At 63.7% G+C, this 17709-nt stretch carries 18 protein-coding genes; 14 read left to right on the top strand and 4 right to left on the bottom strand.

What is annotated here, in order from left to right; all coding sequences use genetic code 11:
- Window positions 1-7 precede the first annotated feature (7 nt).
- Complete coding sequence (locus FJ973_RS03450) at window positions 8-436, bottom strand: GNAT family N-acetyltransferase (RefSeq protein WP_140554854.1); 429 nt, start codon at window positions 434-436, stop codon at window positions 8-10.
- 236 nt (window positions 437-672) lie between these two features.
- Here FJ973_RS03450 and mdh point away from each other — a divergent pair, with 236 nt between their 5' ends.
- From mdh to lpdA, 12 genes are all read left to right on the top strand, one after another.
- Entirely contained in the window at window positions 673-1641 is a 969-nt protein-coding gene (gene mdh / locus FJ973_RS03445) for a malate dehydrogenase (RefSeq protein WP_140492808.1), read from the top strand.
- 30 nt (window positions 1642-1671) lie between these two features.
- On the top strand, window positions 1672-2865 hold the full coding sequence (gene sucC / locus FJ973_RS03440) for an ADP-forming succinate--CoA ligase subunit beta (protein ID WP_140492804.1): 1194 nt from the start codon (window positions 1672-1674) through the stop codon (window positions 2863-2865).
- 4 nt (window positions 2866-2869) lie between these two features.
- A complete protein-coding gene (locus FJ973_RS03435) occupies window positions 2870-3241 on the top strand; it encodes a cupin domain-containing protein (RefSeq protein ID WP_140524969.1) in 372 nt (123 codons plus the stop codon).
- Between the two features lie 4 nt (window positions 3242-3245).
- Window positions 3246-3743, top strand: coding sequence for a DUF1579 family protein (locus FJ973_RS03430; RefSeq protein WP_140554853.1), 498 nt, complete (start codon window positions 3246-3248; stop codon window positions 3741-3743).
- 83 nt (window positions 3744-3826) lie between these two features.
- Window positions 3827-4132 (top strand): hypothetical protein, encoded by a 306-nt coding sequence (locus FJ973_RS03425; protein WP_140492797.1) that lies wholly within the window; start codon window positions 3827-3829, stop codon window positions 4130-4132.
- Window positions 4059-4475 (top strand): PIN domain-containing protein, encoded by a 417-nt coding sequence (locus tag FJ973_RS03420; RefSeq protein WP_033838548.1) that lies wholly within the window; start codon window positions 4059-4061, stop codon window positions 4473-4475. Before FJ973_RS03425 ends, FJ973_RS03420 begins: the two co-directional genes overlap by 74 nt.
- A gap of 26 nt (window positions 4476-4501) precedes the next feature.
- Window positions 4502-5404: a succinate--CoA ligase subunit alpha gene (gene sucD, locus FJ973_RS03415; RefSeq protein ID WP_140518080.1), complete on the top strand. Its 903-nt coding sequence runs from the start codon at window positions 4502-4504 to the stop codon at window positions 5402-5404.
- A 138-nt stretch (window positions 5405-5542) separates the two neighbouring features.
- Window positions 5543-8527 (top strand): 2-oxoglutarate dehydrogenase E1 component, encoded by a 2985-nt coding sequence (locus FJ973_RS03410; RefSeq protein WP_140554852.1) that lies wholly within the window; start codon window positions 5543-5545, stop codon window positions 8525-8527.
- Between the two features lie 47 nt (window positions 8528-8574).
- Complete coding sequence (gene odhB, locus FJ973_RS03405; protein ID WP_140554851.1) at window positions 8575-9861, top strand: 2-oxoglutarate dehydrogenase complex dihydrolipoyllysine-residue succinyltransferase; 1287 nt, start codon at window positions 8575-8577, stop codon at window positions 9859-9861.
- Between the two features lie 86 nt (window positions 9862-9947).
- Complete coding sequence (locus tag FJ973_RS03400; protein ID WP_181165200.1) at window positions 9948-10406, top strand: hypothetical protein; 459 nt, start codon at window positions 9948-9950, stop codon at window positions 10404-10406.
- Window positions 10403-11158 carry an SDR family oxidoreductase gene (locus FJ973_RS03395; protein ID WP_140554849.1) on the top strand — a complete coding sequence of 252 codons (756 nt, stop codon included), beginning with the start codon at window positions 10403-10405 and terminating at the stop codon, window positions 11156-11158. The genes FJ973_RS03400 and FJ973_RS03395 overlap by 4 nt, the downstream gene beginning before the upstream one ends.
- Window positions 11159-11184: 26 nt before the next feature.
- The gene (gene lpdA, locus FJ973_RS03390; RefSeq protein ID WP_140554848.1) at window positions 11185-12588 is read left to right on the top strand and encodes a dihydrolipoyl dehydrogenase; all 1404 of its coding nucleotides are present in this window, start codon (window positions 11185-11187) and stop codon (window positions 12586-12588) included.
- 557 nt (window positions 12589-13145) lie between these two features.
- Here the strand turns inward: lpdA and FJ973_RS03380 are convergent.
- Window positions 13146-14213 (bottom strand): TraB/GumN family protein, encoded by a 1068-nt coding sequence (locus FJ973_RS03380; protein WP_140554847.1) that lies wholly within the window; start codon window positions 14211-14213, stop codon window positions 13146-13148.
- Between the two features lie 173 nt (window positions 14214-14386).
- Window positions 14387-15325 (bottom strand): tyrosine recombinase XerC, encoded by a 939-nt coding sequence (locus tag FJ973_RS03375; protein ID WP_140554846.1) that lies wholly within the window; start codon window positions 15323-15325, stop codon window positions 14387-14389.
- A 275-nt stretch (window positions 15326-15600) separates the two neighbouring features.
- Here FJ973_RS03375 and rimM point away from each other — a divergent pair, with 275 nt between their 5' ends.
- Window positions 15601-16200 carry a ribosome maturation factor RimM gene (gene rimM / locus FJ973_RS03370; protein ID WP_140492758.1) on the top strand — a complete coding sequence of 200 codons (600 nt, stop codon included), beginning with the start codon at window positions 15601-15603 and terminating at the stop codon, window positions 16198-16200.
- The gene (gene trmD / locus FJ973_RS03365; RefSeq protein ID WP_140492755.1) at window positions 16197-16898 is read left to right on the top strand and encodes a tRNA (guanosine(37)-N1)-methyltransferase TrmD; all 702 of its coding nucleotides are present in this window, start codon (window positions 16197-16199) and stop codon (window positions 16896-16898) included. Before rimM ends, trmD begins: the two co-directional genes overlap by 4 nt.
- Here trmD and FJ973_RS03360 read toward each other — a convergent pair.
- On the bottom strand, window positions 16880-17632 hold the full coding sequence (locus FJ973_RS03360) for a sulfite exporter TauE/SafE family protein (protein WP_140492752.1): 753 nt from the start codon (window positions 17630-17632) through the stop codon (window positions 16880-16882). The genes trmD and FJ973_RS03360 overlap by 19 nt on opposite strands.
- Window positions 17633-17709 lie beyond the last annotated feature (77 nt).

Genomic DNA, 17709 nt, shown 5'->3' with positions numbered 1-17709 from the left:
GAGAGCCCTACAAGTCGTATACATATATCACAAAATCTTCCGCTGGACCGTGCGGTTCCTTCCGCGACTCGTAAAGCGCGCGGGCGGCACGGTTGTCCGGCTCGGTGCCGACCCAGGCTTCTTCGCAGCCATTCTCCCTGCCGATCGCAAACATCGCGTCGAGCATCTTTCGCGCGATGCCCTGGCGCTGGAAGGCCGGCGATACGCCGAGTTCATCGATGTAGAGCTCCGTCATTTTGTCGGGATGACGGTGGATGACCGCGGCGCATTGACCGACGGTCACGCCGTCGGCGAGCGCCACGACCATGAAATGGCCGAGCTCCCTGAGATAGGCTGCCAATCGATCCGGCCTGACCGGTTCGTCGAACACATCCTCGGCGACCCGCATCACAAGGGCGTCATTGCCGGCATCAAGTCTTACGATCTCCATCTTCATCGTGTAGATTTTCCCCAGTCGAGTTTTCAAACTTTTACGTTTACGTAATTCCCGGTCACTCTAACCGATTGAAAACGCTCGCTCCAAAATAATCGTTTGAATTTACGCGGCGCCGGGGCTATTGGGTGCGGCGAAATCTCGCGGGATCCCCGCAGCATTCCGGTCTCTTCCTCGACGCCGTCATCAGATCGTCAGCGATTTGAGCGACATCACGAACAAAGGGAAACTATCCTGACATGGCACGCAACAAGATAGCGCTTATCGGCTCTGGCATGATCGGCGGCACGCTCGCTCACATGATCGGCCTCAAGGACCTCGGCGACGTGGTTCTGTTCGATATTGCCGAAGGCATCCCGCAGGGCAAGGGGCTCGATATCGCGCAATCGTCGCCGGTCGACGGGTTCGATTCCAGGCTGACCGGCGTCAACGACTATGCCGGGATCGAAGGGGCGGACGTCTGCATCGTCACCGCCGGCGTGCCGCGCAAGCCGGGCATGAGCCGCGACGATCTGCTCGGCATCAACCTCAAGGTCATGGAACAGGTCGGCGCCGGCCTGAAGAAGTACGCGCCGAAGGCCTTCGTCATCTGCATCACCAATCCGCTGGATGCGATGGTCTGGGCGCTGCAGAAGTTTTCCGGCCTGCCCAACACCCATGTCGTGGGCATGGCCGGCGTGCTTGACAGCGCTCGCTTCCGCTATTTCCTGGCCGAGGAGTTCAAGGTCTCGGTCGAGGACGTCACCGCCTTCGTGCTCGGCGGCCATGGCGATTCCATGGTGCCGATGATCCGCTATTCGACGGTTGCAGGCATTCCTCTGCCCGATCTCGTCAAGATGGGCTGGACCTCGAAGGAGAAGCTCGACCAAATCGTGCAGCGCACCCGCGACGGCGGCGCCGAGATCGTCGGCCTGTTGAAGACCGGCTCGGCCTATTATGCGCCGGCCGCATCGGCGATCTCGATGGCCGAAGCCTATCTCAAGGACAAGAAGCGTGTGCTGCCTTGCGCGGCCCACCTTTCCGGCCAGTATGGCGTGAAGAACACCTATGTCGGCGTTCCCGTGGTGATCGGCGCCGGTGGCGTCGAGCGCGTCATCGAGATCGAGCTTTCCAAGCCAGAGCAGAAGATGTTCGATAGCTCGGTAGCGGCGGTGCAAGGCCTGACCGAGGCCTGCGTCAAGATCGCGCCGCAACTCGCCTCGAAGTGAACCCCAGCAGCTGATCCGGAGACGATCCAGATGAACATCCATGAATATCAGGGCAAGGCGCTGCTGAAGGGCTTTGGCGCGCCGGTGGCCCAAGGCGTGCCGGTGTTCAAGGCGGATGAGGCGGAAGCCGCCGCCAAGGCGCTGCCCGGCCCGCTCTATGTGGTGAAGAGCCAGATCCATGCCGGCGGCCGCGGCAAGGGCAAGTTCAAGGAGCTCGGGCCTGACGCCAAGGGCGGCGTGCGGCTGGCCAAGTCGGTCGCCGACGTCGTCGCCAACGCCAACGAGATGCTCGGCCACACGCTGGTGACCAAGCAAACCGGCCCGGCCGGCAAGCAGGTCAACCGGCTCTATATCGAGGATGGCGCCGACATCGAGCGCGAGCTCTATCTGTCTGTTCTGGTCGACCGTTCGGTCGGCCGCATCGCCTTCGTCGTCTCGACCGAAGGCGGCATGGACATCGAGGCGGTCGCCCACGACACGCCGGAAAAGATCATCACCGTCGCCATCGATCCGGAAAAGGGCGTTACCGCGGATGACGTGAAGAAACTCAATGGCGCGCTGAAGCTCGACGGCGATGCTGCCAGGGACGGCGGCACGCTGTTCCCGATCCTCTACAAGGCCTTCGTCGAGAAGGACATGAGCCTGCTCGAGGTCAATCCCCTGATCGTCATGAAAAACGGCCGGCTGCGCGTCCTCGACGCCAAGGTGTCGTTCGACAACAACGCGCTGTTTCGCCATCCGGATGTGCTCGAACTGCGCGACACCACCGAAGAGGACGAGAAGGAGATCGAGGCGTCGAAATACGACCTCGCTTATGTCGCGCTCGACGGCAATATCGGCTGCATGGTCAATGGCGCCGGCCTCGCCATGGCGACGATGGACATCATCAAGCTCTACGGCGCCGAGCCGGCCAACTTTCTCGATGTCGGCGGCGGCGCGTCGAAGGAAAAGGTGACGGCGGCCTTCAAGATCATCACCAGGGATCCGGCGGTCAAGGGCATCCTGATCAACATCTTCGGCGGCATCATGAAATGCGACATCATCGCCGAGGGCGTCATCGCCGCGGTCAAGGAAGTCGGCCTGAAAGTGCCGCTGGTCGTGCGCCTGGAAGGCACCAATGCCGAACTCGGCAAGAAGATCATCAACGACAGCGGCCTCAACGTCGTGTCAGCCGACGATCTTGACGACGCGGCCAAGAAGATCGTGGCGGCGGTGAAGGGCTGATCAAGTGCCTCCGCGCAAGATAAACCTCGTCGAGGCTGCGGATGCGAAGATCGCGGATGTCTTCGATCCGCATATCGCCGGCGACGTCAATGACAGCCAGGCGAAGGTCGCCAAGTTCGGCGCGGTTTTCGACTGGCATGCCCATGACAACGAAGACGAAGCCTTCCTCGTGCTGCGCGGTCGCATCGCCATCGATTTCCGCGACGGTCCGGTCGAACTCGGCGAAGGCGACTTCATCGTCGTGCCGCGCGGCGTCGAACACCGGCCGCGTTCGCTGACACCGGAACCTGTGGTGCTGATGTTCGAACCGGCAACGACGCTCAACACCGGCAATGCCAAGAGCGCTCTCACCGTCACCGACCTGAAGCGGCTGTGAACCCATGAACGCTGCGCCTTTCTCCTCGCTCTCGGCCGATCACCAGCGCCTACAGGCTCTGGTCGGCGCGTGGCGCGGCGAGGAAAAGGTCGCGGACACACAATGGGCCGATGGGGGCTCAGCGACTTCGGAAGTACTGGCAGAGGCACAGTTCGGCGGCCTGTTCGTAGTGCAACGCTATCGCCAGCGCCGCGACGGGACGATTTCGTTCGGCGCGCACAGCGTGTTCGGCTTCGACCGGCAAAACAGCCTTGTCACCATGCATCAGTTCGATTCGATGGGCTTTGTGCCGGCCTCGCCGGCCTCCGGCACGTGGGAGGGCAACACACTGACGCTGTTGCGCTCGTCGCCACGCGGGGCCGCACGCGTGACCTACGCTTTCGACGGCAGCGACAGCTATCGCATGCGACTGCAATTCCAGCCCGTCGGCAGCGACGGCTGGCAAGACATGATGAGCGGCCTTTACCGGCGCGTCCCGCCTTCCGTTTTGGGGGATGGCTGAGCGATGGAAATCCTGGGCAAAGCGGTTGAAGAAAGACACATAATCACACATATATTGGCTGTGTGTTTATGTGGAGACGAGCGATGAAGAACGTCACCCTGGCCATGGACGAGGCACTGCTTGAGAAAGCGCGAGGCCTTGCCGGACGTCGCAAGACGACGCTCAACGCCCTCATTCGTTCACTGCTTGCGCATGAAGTCGAGCAGGAAGATCGGATTGCCTGGGCCAAGGCGGGAATGAAGCGGCTAATGGACGAGGCTGCGAAACGGAGCGACAGCGCCGACACCCCCTACAAGTGGGATCGAAGGGACGCCTATGCCGACCGGGAAGATCGACTGCTTTCTCGACACGAACGTCCTGATCTACGCGGCTTCGGAGAAGAATCGTGACCCACGTCGCGCGCCAATCGCAGAAGACCTGGTATCGAGCACTGTCTTTGGCGTGTCGGGGCAAACCTTGGCCGAATTCACAGCGGTGGCGCGAGGAAAATCCCTTCTGGGGGATGATCTGCTCGACCAATGGCTGGTCCTCCTCGGCACTTGTCCGCTGGTGCCTGTCGACGAAAGCTATGTTCGCGCAGGACTGGACCTCGCACGCCGCTACGGAATTCACTACTACGACGCCGCGCTTCTTGCCGCAGCCGGATATCTCGGCGCGCCGATTTTCTACACCGAAGATCTCAACCACAACCAGGTTTATGGCTCGGTGCGAGCCGTCAATCCTTTCTTGTAATCGCTGAATTCAGAGGCGTTCTCACCATGTCCATTCTCGTCGACAAGAACACAAAGGTGCTCGTGCAGGGCCTGACCGGCAAGACCGGCACCTTCCACACCGAACAGGCGCTGGCCTATCACGGGACCAAGATGGTCGGCGGCATCCATCCCAAGAAGGGCGGCGAGACCTGGACCGGCGCCAAGGGCGAGAACCTGCCGATCTTCGCCACCGTCGCCGAGGGCAAGGCCAAGACCGGCGCCAACGCTTCCGTCGTCTATGTGCCGCCGGCGGGTGCTGCCGAAGCCATCATCGAGGCCATCGAGGCCGAAATCCCGCTCATCGTCTGCATCACCGAAGGCATTCCCGTCATGGACATGATCAAGGTCAAGGCGCGGCTCGACCGTTCGACGTCGCGGCTGATCGGCCCGAACTGTCCCGGCGTGCTCACCCCCGACGAATGCAAGATCGGCATCATGCCCGGGAACATCTTCCGCAAGGGTTCGGTCGGTGTTGTTTCGCGCTCGGGAACGCTTACCTATGAAGCCGTGTTCCAGACCACCAATGTCGGCCTCGGCCAGACCACCGCTGTCGGCATCGGTGGCGATCCCGTCAAAGGCACCGAATTCATCGACGTGCTCGAAATGTTCCTCGCCGACGACGAGACCAAGTCGATCATCATGATCGGCGAGATCGGCGGCTCGGCCGAGGAAGACGCCGCGCAGTTTCTCAAGGACGAGGCCAAACGCGGCCGCCGCAAGCCGATGGCGGGCTTCATCGCCGGACGCACGGCGCCGGCCGGCCGCACCATGGGCCATGCGGGCGCGGTCATCTCGGGCGGCAAGGGCGGCGCCGAAGACAAGATCGCGGCAATGGAATCGGCCGGGATAAAAGTTTCGCCATCGCCGGCCCGGCTGGGCACGACGCTGGTCGAGGCAATTAAGGGCTAGTGAGTAGTCAATAGTGAGTAGTGAAAAGGGAAGAACGGGTGAGTAGCAGCTGAACGGGAAAGTCTTCATTTTTCCTACTCCTTACTGACTACTCACTATTCCCCTCGAAAGGAGACGGAGCCAGGCTCCGCAGACAAAATGGCACGACAAGATCAGGCCAACGACCAATTTTCGCTCACCTCTTTCCTCTATGGCGGCAATGCCGATTATATCGACGCGCTCTATGCGGCGTATGAGGACGATCCAGCCTCGGTCAATCCCGAATGGCAGGAGTTCTTCGCCGGCCTGAAGGACGATGCCGGGGATGTCCGCAAGAACGCCAAGGGCGCCTCGTGGGCCAAGCCCTCCTGGCCGCTGCAGGCCAATGGCGAGCTGGTGTCGGCGCTCGACGGCAATTGGGGCCTGGTCGAGAAGCACATCGAAAAGAAGGTCAAGGAGAAGGCAGCCGTCAACGGCGCCGTCCCCTCCGACGCCGACGTGCACCAGGCGACGCGCGATTCCGTGCGCGCCATCATGATGATCCGCGCCTATCGCATGCGCGGCCATCTGCACGCCAATCTCGACCCGCTCGGCATCGCCACGCTCGAGGATTACAACGAGCTGTCGCCAGAGAATTACGGCTTCACCGAAGCCGACTACGACCGGCCGATCTTCCTCGACAATGTGCTCGGGCTCGAATTCGGCACCATCCGCCAGATGCTCGACATCCTGACCCGCACCTATTGCTCGACGCTCGGCGTCGAGTTCATGCACATCTCCGATCCGGAAGAGAAAGCGTGGATCCAGGCGCGCATCGAGGGCGCCGACAAGGAGATCTCCTTCACCGCGACCGGCAAGAAGGCGATCCTGCAGAAACTGATCGAGGCCGAGGGCTTCGAGCAGTTCGCCGACGTCAAGTTCAAGGGCACCAAGCGCTTCGGCCTCGACGGCGGCGAAGCGCTGATCCCGGCGCTGGAGCAGATCGTCAAGCGCGGCGGTCAGCTCGGGCTGAAGGAGATCGTGCTCGGCATGGCGCATCGCGGCCGCCTCAACGTACTCTCCCAGGTGATGGCCAAGCCGCACCGCGCCATCTTTCACGAATTCAAGGGCGGCTCGGCCGCACCCGACGACGTCGAGGGCTCCGGCGATGTCAAATACCATCTTGGCGCCTCGTCGGACCGCGAGTTCGACGGCAACAAGGTGCATCTGTCGCTGACCGCCAATCCCTCGCATCTGGAAATCGTCGACCCTGTGGTGATGGGCAAGGCGCGCGCCAAGCAGGATTATCTGTTCGGCCGTGGCCGCGAGGAGATCGTGCCGCTGGAAGAGCGGGCCAAGGTGTTGCCGCTTTTGCTGCATGGCGACGCTGCCTTTGCCGGCCAGGGCGTCATTGCCGAAATCCTCGGCCTGTCCGGCCTGCGCGGCCACCGCGTTGCCGGCACGCTGCATTTCATCATCAACAACCAGATCGGCTTCACCACCAATCCGCGCTTCTCGCGCTCGTCGCCCTACCCGTCCGACGTCGCCAAGATGATCGAGGCGCCGATCTTCCACGTCAACGGCGACGATCCGGAGGCCGTGGTGCACGCCGCCAAGGTGGCGATCGAATTCCGCATGAAGTTCCACAAGCCTGTCGTGGTCGACATGTTCTGCTACCGCCGCTTCGGCCACAATGAGGGCGACGAGCCGGCCTTCACGCAGCCGATCATGTATCGCAACATCCGCACCCACAAGACGACGGTGCAGATCTATGCAGACCGGCTGATCGCCGAAGGGCACATGACGCAGGCCGAGTTCGACAAGCTCAAGGCCGACTGGCGGGAGCATCTGGAATCCGAGTGGGAAGTCGGCCAGCACTACAAGCCCAACAAGGCCGACTGGCTGGACGGCGCCTGGTCGGGCCTGCGCACGGCCGACAACCAGGACGAACAGCGGCGCGGCAAGACCGCGGTGCCGGCCAAGACACTGAAGGAGATCGGCAAGAAGCTGACCGAAGTGCCGAAAGATTTCGAGGCGCACAAGACGATCATCCGCTTTCTCGAAAACCGCCGCCAGGCCATCGAATCCGGCGAAGGCATCGACTGGTCGACGGCCGAGGCGCTGGCTTTTGGCGCCATCCTGCTCGACGGCAACCCGATCCGCCTCTCCGGGCAGGATTCGGAGCGCGGTACCTTCTCGCAGCGCCATTCCGTGCTCTACGACCAGCGCGACGAGACCCGCTACATCCCGCTCAACAATCTGTCGGCGGCGCAGGCCGGCTATGAGGTCATCAACTCGATGCTGTCCGAAGAAGCCGTGCTCGGCTTCGAATATGGCTACAGCCTGGCCGAGCCGAAGGCGCTGACGCTGTGGGAAGCGCAGTTCGGCGACTTCGCCAATGGCGCCCAGGTGGTGTTCGACCAGTTCATATCCAGCGGAGAGCGCAAGTGGCTGAGAATGTCGGGCCTCGTCTGCCTGCTGCCGCATGGCTATGAGGGCCAGGGACCGGAACATTCGTCTGCCCGGCTTGAGCGTTTCCTCCAGCTCTGCGCCGAAGACAACATGCAAGTGGCCAACTGCACGACGCCGGCCAACTACTTCCACATATTGCGTCGGCAGTTGAAGCGCGACTTCCGCAAGCCGCTGATCCTGATGACGCCGAAGTCACTGTTGCGCCACAAGCGGGCGGTGTCGACGCTGCCGGAAATGTCGGGCGAAAGCTCGTTCCACCGGCTGCTGTGGGACGATGCCCAGCTCTTGCCCAACCAGGCCATCAAGCTGACCAAGGATTCCAAGATCCGCCGTGTCGTGCTGTGCTCGGGCAAGGTCTATTACGACCTCTACGAGGAGCGCGAGAAACGCGGCATCAACGACATCTATCTGCTGCGTGTCGAACAACTCTACCCGTTCCCGGCCAAGGCGCTGATCACCGAATTGTCGCGCTTCCGCAATGCCGAAATGGTGTGGTGCCAGGAGGAGCCCAAGAACATGGGCGCATGGTCGTTCATCGACCCGTATCTGGAATGGGTGCTGGCGCATATCGACGCCAAGCACCAGCGGGTGCGCTACACCGGCCGGCCGGCAGCCGCCTCGCCGGCGACCGGGCTTATGTCCAAGCACCTCGCCCAGCTCGCCGCCTTGCTCGAAGATGCGCTCGGCGAGTAGGCAGAGTTGAGCGAATAGAACAGACAGACAACAAACGGACAGGCACAATGGCTACCGAAATCCGCGTTCCCACTCTCGGCGAATCCGTCACCGAGGCGACCATCGGCAAATGGTTCAAGAAGGTGGGCGATGCCATTGCCGCCGACGAGCCGCTGGTCGAGCTCGAAACCGACAAGGTGACGGTCGAGGTTCCCTCGCCGGGCGCTGGAACCTTGGGCGAGATCGCGGCCAAGGAAGGCGAGACGGTCGGGGTCGGCGCGCTTCTGGGCTCGATTTCGGCCGGCGCCGCCGCCGCACCGGTCACCAAGCCGCAAGCCGTGGCGCAGGCATCGAGCCCCGACGCGGCGCAGACCACCAAGCAGGCTGCCGCCGAGACCGCCAAGGTCGCCGGCGACGCCGGTCCGGTCGAGCCGCGCAGCATGCCGCCGGCGCCGGCAGCGGCGAAACTGATCGCCGAGAACAATCTGTCGGTCGACCAGCTTTCCGGCTCCGGCAAGCGCGGCCAGGTGCTGAAGGGCGACGTGCTCGACGCCATCTCCAAGGGTGCGCCGTCGCAGCCGGCCGAAACGCCGAAGGCGGCTCCGGTCTCGGCAGCGCCGGTTGCTGCCCGTGCGCCGTCCTCAGGCGACGATGCGGCGCGCGAGGAGCGCGTGCGCATGACCAAGTTGCGCCAGACCATCGCGCGCCGGCTCAAGGAAGCGCAGTCGACCGCCGCCATGCTCACCACCTTCAACGAGGTGGACATGTCAGCGGTGATGGCGCTCAGGACCAAGTACAAGGACGTGTTCGAGAAGAAGCACGGCGTGAAGCTCGGCTTCATGGGCTTCTTCACCAAGGCCGTCACCCATGCCTTGAAGGAAATCCCCTCGGTCAACGCCGAGGTCGACGCCACCGATATCATCTTCAAGAACTACGCCCATATCGGCGTCGCCGTCGGCACCGAGAAGGGTCTGGTCGTTCCGGTGGTGCGCGATGCCGACCAGATGTCTATCGCCGAGATCGAGAAGGAGATCGGCCGGCTCGGCATCGCCGCGCGCGACGGCAAGCTGTCGGTCGCCGACATGCAGGGCGGCACGTTCACGATTTCCAATGGCGGCGTCTACGGGTCGCTGATGTCCACGCCGATCCTCAACGCGCCGCAGTCGGGTATTCTGGGCATGCACAAGATCCAGGACCGGCCCGTGGTGGTCGGCGGCCAGATCGTGATCCGGCCGATGATGTATCTGGCGCTGAGCTACGATCACCGCATCGTCGACGGCAAGGAAGCGGTGACCTTCCTGGTGCGCGTCAAGGAAAGCCTGGAGGATCCGGAACGGCTGGTGCTTGATCTGTGAGGCGGTCGGATGGCGGCTCGCGGTCGGAGTAGCCAATAATGGCCCTGTTCCCTGGGCCTGCCAGACCGATAGCGCTGGCGGCCGGTATGGCATTCGCCGCTGTCCACGCTAATGCCGCATGCCCGGCCGAACTCGCCGTCTACGGCGATGCCCAGAGCGGCAGTGAGATCAATTTTACGCCGACCGGCACGTCGGCGACCGTCACCAACACGTTCCGCTTGATCCTCGACAACGATGTGGTGCTGAACGGCATCGTCCAATGGAACGAAGGTGTTTCGCGACCGAACGGGGCGCTGATGTACAAATGCCCGGGAGGCGACGTTACCGGCACCGAGCTTGCCGCCTGCACCTTGTGGAACGGCGTCATCTATACGTCGGATGAAAAGGGCAGCATCGGCCTGTTGCCGGCCGAAGGCGTCGAAGCACCGAAGACGCTGATCCTGCCCGATCTCGGTCCGGTGTTGCATCAATCCACCGCCTATGGCGGCGCCGGGTTTTCGAAAGTGCCGTCGGACGTGTTTGCCTTGAAGGGATGCCAGGAATGAGCGGGACGCAAAAGGTGCTGCTGGTCACCGGTGGCAGCCGCGGCATCGGCGCCGCGATCTGCCGGCTCGGGTCGAAGGCTGGCTATCGCGTAGCGGTCAACTACACCTCCCACCAGACCGCCGCCGAGGCACTGGTCGGCGAAATCAAGGCCGCAGGCGGCGAGGCCTTTGCGGTCAGGGGCGATGTCGGCGTCGAATCCGATATCGTTGCCATGTTTGAAGCCGTCGACCGCGGCTATGGCCGGCTCGATGCTTTCGTCAACAATGCCGGCATCGTCGACGTCAAGGCGCGGGTCGATGAGATGGATGTTTCACGGCTGGAGCGCATGATGCGCATCAATGTCGTGGGGTCGTTCCTCTGCGCCCGCGAAGCGGTGAAGCGGATGTCGAGCCGTCACGGTGGGTCGGGTGGATCCATCGTCAACATCTCGTCGGCTGCGGCAGTTCTGGGCTCGCCGGGCGAATATGTCGACTACGCCGCGTCCAAGGGCGCGATCGACACCTTCACCATGGGGCTCGCCCGAGAGGTGGCGCTGGAAGGCATCCGCGTCAATGCGGTGCGGCCGGGCATCATCGATACCGAAATCCATGCCTCGGGTGGACAGCCGGACCGGATAGAACGCTTCCGCGATCTTCTGCCGATGAAAAGAGCCGGCACCGCGGATGAAGTCGCGGGCGCGGTTCTCTACCTGTTGTCCGATGCCGCGTCCTATACGACCGGCGCGATCCTGAACGTCAGCGGCGGCCGCTGAGCGCCCCAAGAAAAAGGGAAACAAACATGGCTTATGACGTCGTAATCATCGGCTCGGGACCGGGCGGCTATGTCTGCGCCATCAAGGCGGCGCAGCTCGGGCTGAAGGTCGCGGTGGTCGAGAAGAACCCGACCTTCGGCGGCACCTGCCTCAACATCGGCTGCATTCCGTCCAAGGCGTTGCTGCATGCCTCCGAGATGTTCGCCGAAGCCGGCCACTCCTTCGACACACTGGGTGTCGAAGTGACACCGAAGCTCAATTTGAAGAAGATGATGGCGCACAAGGACGCCACGGTGACGGCGAACGTCAACGGCGTCGCCTTCCTGTTCAAGAAGAACAAGATCGATAGTTTTCGCGGCATCGGCACGGTGGTCGCGGCGGGCAAGGTGTCGGTGACGAGCGAGGACGGCAAGGTCGAGGAAATCGAGACGAAGAACATCGTCATCGCCACCGGCTCGGATGTCGCCGGCATTCCTGGCGTCACGGTCGACTTCGACGAAAAAGTCATCGTGTCCTCGACCGGCGCGCTGTCGCTGGACAAGGTGCCCGGCCATCTCGTCGTGGTCGGCGGCGGCGTCATCGGGCTCGAGCTCGGCTCGGTCTGGGCGCGGCTCGGCGCCAAGGTCACCGTGGTCGAATTCCTCGACACCATCCTCGGCGGTATGGACGGTGAGGTCTGCAAGCAATTCCAGCGGCTGCTCTCCAAGCAGGGCTTCGAATTCAGGCTCGGCGCCAAGGTCACCGGCGTCGCCAAGGCCAAGAAGGGCGCCAGCGTCACTTTCGAGCCTGTGAAAGGCGGCGCGGCCGAGACGATCGAGGCCGACATGGTGCTGATCGCCACCGGCCGCCGCGCTTTCGCCGACAGCCTGGGCCTGAAGGAAGCGGGCGTCGAGGTCGATGAGCGCGGCCGGGTCAAAACCGACGCGCACCTCAGGACCAACGTACCAGGCATCTATGCCATCGGCGATGTCATCGCCGGGCCGATGCTGGCGCACAAGGCCGAGGATGAGGGCGTGGCAGTGGCCGAGACCATTGCCGGCCAGGCCGGCCATGTGAACTATGACGTCATTCCGAGCGTCGTCTACACCAGCCCGGAGATCGCTTCGGTCGGCAAGACCGAGGAAGAATTGAAGAAGGCCGGCATCGACTACAAGGTCGGGAAATTCCCGTTCACCGCCAATGGCCGGGCGCGCGCCATGCTGCACACCGACGGCTTCGTCAAGATCCTGGCCGACAAGGCCACCGACCGCGTGCTCGGCGTTCACATCGTCGGCTTCGGCGCCGGCGAGATGATCCACGAGGCGGCGGTGCTGATGGAATTCGGCGGCTCGTCGGAAGATCTCGCCCGCACCTGTCATGCCCATCCGACCATGTCGGAAGCAGTGAAGGAAGCGGCATTGGCGACGTTCTTCAAGCCGATCCATATTTAGAACGATCCAGGAAAACCGTGACACGGTTTTCCCGGGAAAAGCGCGTAGCGCTTTCCCTGAGGGAATTGCCTCCTTGCCTGCCCAAACAGAACGGCCCACCGGAAGGCGGGCCGTTCTTCGTTGAAAGCCGTGGCCCGGATTACTGGGCCGGTGCGGGAGCTGGGGCCGGGGCAGGAGCCGGTGTCGCCGGTGCAGGAGCAGGCGCGGGTGCCGGGGCAGGCGCGGGTGCCGGTTCGGCGGGCTTCATCGGTTCCGCGGGCGCTGGGGCCGGGGCCGGTGTGCTCGCGGCCGGCGGTTCGGTCGCCGGATGCTCACCACTTCTTCCGAAAACATAATACGCGACAATCGCCAGAATAACGACGACCAATGCAATCAGCCAAGGGCTGCCGCCGCCACCTGATCTGGGCGTGTCGTTTGATGGATTCGCCATAAAAGTGTCCTCCGTGGATGAAAATGATCAATCAACAGCCATCAACGCGCAACCGTTGATGGGGTTTCACGCTAGGGAAGGAAAGCGCCGAAAACGCGGCGCACGGTTCCTCCGCTGCCCACGCGACTCAATCGACAGCGGTGACAGTATAGCCGGCTTTGCGGAAATCCTCGACCAGGCCCTCGGGACCGGGCAGATGCAGCGCGCCGACGGCGATGAAGGCACTGCCTTTGGCGAGGAATGGTCCGGCATGATCGACCATCGCCTTGTTGCGGCTGGTGATCATGGTCTGCTCGAACGCCGCGTAGCCTGTCGCGTCGCCCGTCTCGCCGGGCAGCACGGCGCGAAACAGCGGCCAGAACATGCCGGTCTCGCCGCGCTGGTAGAGCACGATCATGGTTTCGTTGACGTCGTTCATCTTGTCGCCGAGCTTCAGCGTGTCGACCAGTCCCTTCATGTGGAACGCCATCGGCAGCGAAGCCATGGCGCGCAGCTGGTCGACGACGGTTTCCAGCCCTTCGACGGATTTGCCGGAGGCCTTGGCATCCTCGGCAAGCTTGACGTCGAGCACCGGCGCGCCGCCCGCCTTGCGGGCGAGCTCGCAGGCTGGAAGCGCCACCATGGCCGACAGCATCCACGGCTTCATCTTGGCGACGGTTGCCGACGGGATGCCGCGTTCGTCGAGCGCCTTGTCGACCGCCGCGGCGTCGTCGGGCGACAGCAGCGACGACAGCGTGGTGCTGTCGGTGAACATCATCAGCTCCGGCTGCTTGAGCAGGGCCGCCATCATCTTCTGCTGGTCGAGCACTTCGGTGGTCTCGATGACGATGGTGCCGGCGCCGTCATAGGCCTTCTGCGCGGCCGGCGGCAGCGCTGTGACGCGCGGGTCGGTCATATGCATGGTGCCGAACAGGAAGGAGGGCTGTTCGCCCGTCTTCTCCAGCTTCCACAGCAGGCCCTTGCCGTTCGGCGTTGCGGCGGCTTCCGCCTCGATCTTGCGGTAGGTGGACGGGTCGCTTTTCTGCAACGCCGACAGCATGTCGGCGCCGGTGCAGGACGGGATTTCGGCATGCGCCTTGCCCGCCGCGAACAACAGGACGGCGAGCAGAGACAGGAAGAACAGCACATGGAACGCCAGGAGCAGCTTCAGCGAGAAGAGCGCAGCGCGGTCGGCGATGACGATGACCCGTTTCATGGTCCTTTCCTAAGCTGGAAAAACGGCAAAACGGTTAACCCGGAGAACGAAATTGTCTTCGGTTCAATCAGTTTTGACTATCGCTCGAATTACTGAACGGCTTGCGGTTGGTTGAGCCGCCCACCCCTCATCATCCGTGGCGAAGTCCGGAAGCCTCGCGCAACCTCAATACTTCACGCCCTCGGGTGAGCCGATTCATAGATCTCCAACAGCCTCGCCGTATCGACGCCGGTGTAGATCTGCGTGGTCGACAGGCTGGCATGGCCGAGCAGTTCCTGGATGGTGCGCAGGTCGCCGCCGCGGCCGAGCAGATGCGTGGCGAAGGAATGGCGCAGGGCGTGCGGCGTTGCGGTGTCCGGCAGGTTGAGCGCCGAGCGCAGCTTGGCCATCTCCCGCTGGACGATGGCCGGGTTGAGCGGGCCGCCGCGCGCGCCGCGAAACAACAGGCCCTTGGGGTCGAGATGGTGGGGGCACAGCCGGCGGTATTCGGCAACCGCCCTGAGCGCCACGGGCAGCACTGGCACCAGCCGCGTCTTGCCACCCTTGCCGGTGACGCGCAGCACCGTGTCGGCCTCCGACGCCAGGTCGGCGCCGGCAAGGCCGAGCGCCTCGGAAATGCGCAGGCCCGAGCCGTAGAGCAGCGTCAGCACGGCGGCGTTGCGGGCGGCGATCCAGGGTTCCTCCGCCAATTGACCCTCGACGGAAACGACATGTTTTGCGTCACTGGCCGTCAGCGGTTTCGGCAGCGACTTGGGTTGGCGAGGCGCGCGCAGGGCCGCCGCGCCCGCTGCGTTGGCGAGACCACGCCGTTCCAGAAAGCGCAAGAGTGAGCGAATGCCGGCCAGCCCCCGGCCGAGCGTGCGGGCGCCTGCGCCTTCATTGCGGCGGGCGGCCAGAAAGCCGCGCAGGTCGGCCGGGCGCAGATGGGCGATGTCGGCTATGCCGGGCGGGCCGCCATTATGACCCGTCAGGAAATGCAGGAACTGCCTGGTGTCGCGCTCGTAGGCTTCCACCGTCTCGGGCGACAGCCGACGTTCTCGCGCGAGCATCTTGAGCCAGCTTTCGCGCGCCGCCTGGAGGTCGGGCTTTGCCGGGATAAGGAATTCCTGCATGGCGTCGTTCCGGTTCGCCGTCATTTTCCGGCAGCCGGGTTAGGAAGCGGTGAAGAGGCGTCATTGAAATGACGATCCGGTGGGGCTAGGAGTCGACCGGCGGCAAGTCAAAACCGTGGTGATTGGCCAAACGGGGTATCCGCAAATAGAGAGTTGCAGGAACGAGACCCGTGAGCCTTTCTGAACTGTTTGATCACCGTAACGAATGGGTCCTCGGGTCTGCGCAGTCGCTTCGCGCCTGCTCCGCCCGTGGATGACGAAGGTAAAAGCGCGCCATGAGCAAGCCCCAGAACCCCGTCCAGATGGCCGTGATCGGCGCCGCTCACGGCATCAAGGGCGAATTGCGCGTCAAAACCTTTACCGGCGATCCGCTGGCGCTCGCCGATTACGGGCCGCTTTACGCAAGGGACGGCCGCGCCTTCCAGATCATCGACATAAGGCCCGCCAACACCGTGGTCGTGGTGCGCTTCAAGGGCGTCAGCGACCGCAACGCGGCCGAGGCGCTGGCCGGCACGGAGCTGTTCGTCGATCGCTCCATGCTGCCCGATGACGGCGAGGAAGATGAATTCTATCATGCCGACCTGATCGGTCTGGAGGTTCGGGACGATACGGGAGCCGTCCTTGGTAAGGTCGTCGCCGTGCACAATTTCGGCGGCGGCGACATCCTCGATGTGACGCTGGCCGGACGCAAGGGCGTGTTGATCCCGTTCACGCAGGCCGCGGTGCCCGAAGTGTCCATCGCCGAGGGTTTTGTGCGCGTCAACCAGGCGGCGGCCGGACTGGTCGAGGACGAGGACGGCGAAGCGCCGCGCGAGGAAGGCTTCGACCCGAAGGGCAGGCCGCGCGGCCCGAGGGACGCCGGGGGCAACCGGTGAGCTTCTCCGCCTCCGTGCTTACGCTCTACCCGGAAATGTTTCCGGGTCTGCTTGGCCTGTCGCTGGCCGGGCGGGCGCTGGAGGCCGGTACATGGTCGCTGCAGGCGATCCAGATCCGCGACTTCGCAACCGACCGCCACCGCACTGTCGACGACACGCCGGCCGGCGGCGGCGCCGGCATGGTCATGCGCGCCGATGTCTTGGCCAGGGCGATCGACCATGCCTCGCCCGAAGGCGATTTGCGGCCACGGCTGCTGATGAGCCCGCGTGGAAAGCCGCTGACGCAGGCGCGCGTGCGCGAACTGGCCGCCGGGCCGGGCGCCGTCATCCTGTGCGGCCGCTTCGAAGGCATCGACCAGCGGGTGATCGACGCGCGAGGATTGGAGGAAGTCTCGGTCGGAGACTTCATTCTGTCCGGTGGCGAGCCGGCGGCGCTTGTGCTGCTCGACGCGGTCGTGCGGCTGCTGCCCGGCGTCATGGGCAATGCCGTGTCGGGTGAAGAAGAGAGCTTTGAAAACGGCCTGCTCGAACACCCGCACTACACGCGGCCGCAGGATTTCGAGGGCCGGCCTATTCCCGAGGTGCTGACCTCGGGCAACCACGGCAAGATCGCGGCGTGGCGGCGGGCACAGTCGGAGAAGCTGACTCGAGAACGGCGACCGGACTTGCTCGGCTCTCCTCAGCCCTTGGCGAAATAGTAGAAAGCTAGGAACAGCCCGACCGCGACGACGAAGCCACGCACCACGTTCTGCGGCACGCGCTTGGCGATCCACACGCCGGCATAGCCGCCCAACGCGCCGCCGGGGATCATGACGATCGCTTGCGGCCAGGCGACGACGCCACCCGAGACGAAGACGATGATGGCGACCGCTGCGATGACCATGGCCAGCATGTTTTTCAGCGCGTTCAGGCGGTGGTAGTCGCCGGCCTGGGTCAGGCCGAGCGTCGCCAGCATCATCACGCCCATGCCGGCCCCGAAGAAGCCGCCATAGATGGCGGTGACGAACTGCGCCAGCGAGCCGGCCAACGAGCCCACAGAAGCCTCATGCCCCGGCTTGGGTGCGGGCTTCAGCCACGGCCCGGCGGCGAACAGCGCCGTCGCGGCCAGCAGCAGCCATGGCACCAGGACGCGAAATGACGGATTGTCCAGCGCCAGCAGGATAAGCGCGCCGGCCAGTGCGCCGAGCGCCGATATCAGGCAGAGCAGCAGGGCACCACGCCAGAAATGGCGGATGTCGTCCCGGTAGGCCAGCGTCGAGGTGATGTAGCCGGGAAATTGCGTCACCGAGGAGGTCGCGTTGGCGACGATCGGCGGCAGGCCGACCAAGGTCATGGCACCGAAGGTGATGAAGGTGCCGCCGCCCGCGACCGCATTGGCGGCGCCGGAAAGAAAACCCGCCATGAATAGCAGGACCGCGTCGAAAAAGGACATGAGGATGCCGCCGGAGAACTATGATTGCCCCGCCTTAGGCAGCTTGAAGGGCCCTTGCAACCCGGTAGTGGACAGAT

This window comes from Mesorhizobium sp. B2-1-3, from assembly GCF_006442495.1.
Classification (GTDB): domain Bacteria; phylum Pseudomonadota; class Alphaproteobacteria; order Rhizobiales; family Rhizobiaceae; genus Mesorhizobium.
Note: the sequence above shows the minus strand (reverse complement) of the source record. Positions and strands in the feature narration are given on the sequence as shown.

Coding starts and splice junctions, on each gene's coding strand:
- FJ973_RS03450 (WP_140554854.1), bottom strand. CDS start 436: ATGAAGATGGAGATCGTAAGACTTGATGCCGGCAATGACGCCCTTGTG.
- mdh (WP_140492808.1), top strand. CDS start 673: ATGGCACGCAACAAGATAGCGCTTATCGGCTCTGGCATGATCGGCGGC.
- sucC (WP_140492804.1), top strand. CDS start 1,672: ATGAACATCCATGAATATCAGGGCAAGGCGCTGCTGAAGGGCTTTGGC.
- FJ973_RS03430 (WP_140554853.1), top strand. CDS start 3,246: ATGAACGCTGCGCCTTTCTCCTCGCTCTCGGCCGATCACCAGCGCCTA.
- FJ973_RS03425 (WP_140492797.1), top strand. CDS start 3,827: ATGAAGAACGTCACCCTGGCCATGGACGAGGCACTGCTTGAGAAAGCG.
- FJ973_RS03420 (WP_033838548.1), top strand. CDS start 4,059: ATGCCGACCGGGAAGATCGACTGCTTTCTCGACACGAACGTCCTGATC.
- sucD (WP_140518080.1), top strand. CDS start 4,502: ATGTCCATTCTCGTCGACAAGAACACAAAGGTGCTCGTGCAGGGCCTG.
- FJ973_RS03410 (WP_140554852.1), top strand. CDS start 5,543: ATGGCACGACAAGATCAGGCCAACGACCAATTTTCGCTCACCTCTTTC.
- odhB (WP_140554851.1), top strand. CDS start 8,575: ATGGCTACCGAAATCCGCGTTCCCACTCTCGGCGAATCCGTCACCGAG.
- FJ973_RS03400 (WP_181165200.1), top strand. CDS start 9,948: ATGGCATTCGCCGCTGTCCACGCTAATGCCGCATGCCCGGCCGAACTC.
- FJ973_RS03395 (WP_140554849.1), top strand. CDS start 10,403: ATGAGCGGGACGCAAAAGGTGCTGCTGGTCACCGGTGGCAGCCGCGGC.
- lpdA (WP_140554848.1), top strand. CDS start 11,185: ATGGCTTATGACGTCGTAATCATCGGCTCGGGACCGGGCGGCTATGTC.
- FJ973_RS03380 (WP_140554847.1), bottom strand. CDS start 14,213: ATGAAACGGGTCATCGTCATCGCCGACCGCGCTGCGCTCTTCTCGCTG.
- FJ973_RS03375 (WP_140554846.1), bottom strand. CDS start 15,325: ATGCAGGAATTCCTTATCCCGGCAAAGCCCGACCTCCAGGCGGCGCGC.
- rimM (WP_140492758.1), top strand. CDS start 15,601: ATGAGCAAGCCCCAGAACCCCGTCCAGATGGCCGTGATCGGCGCCGCT.
- FJ973_RS03360 (WP_140492752.1), bottom strand. CDS start 17,632: ATGTCCTTTTTCGACGCGGTCCTGCTATTCATGGCGGGTTTTCTTTCC.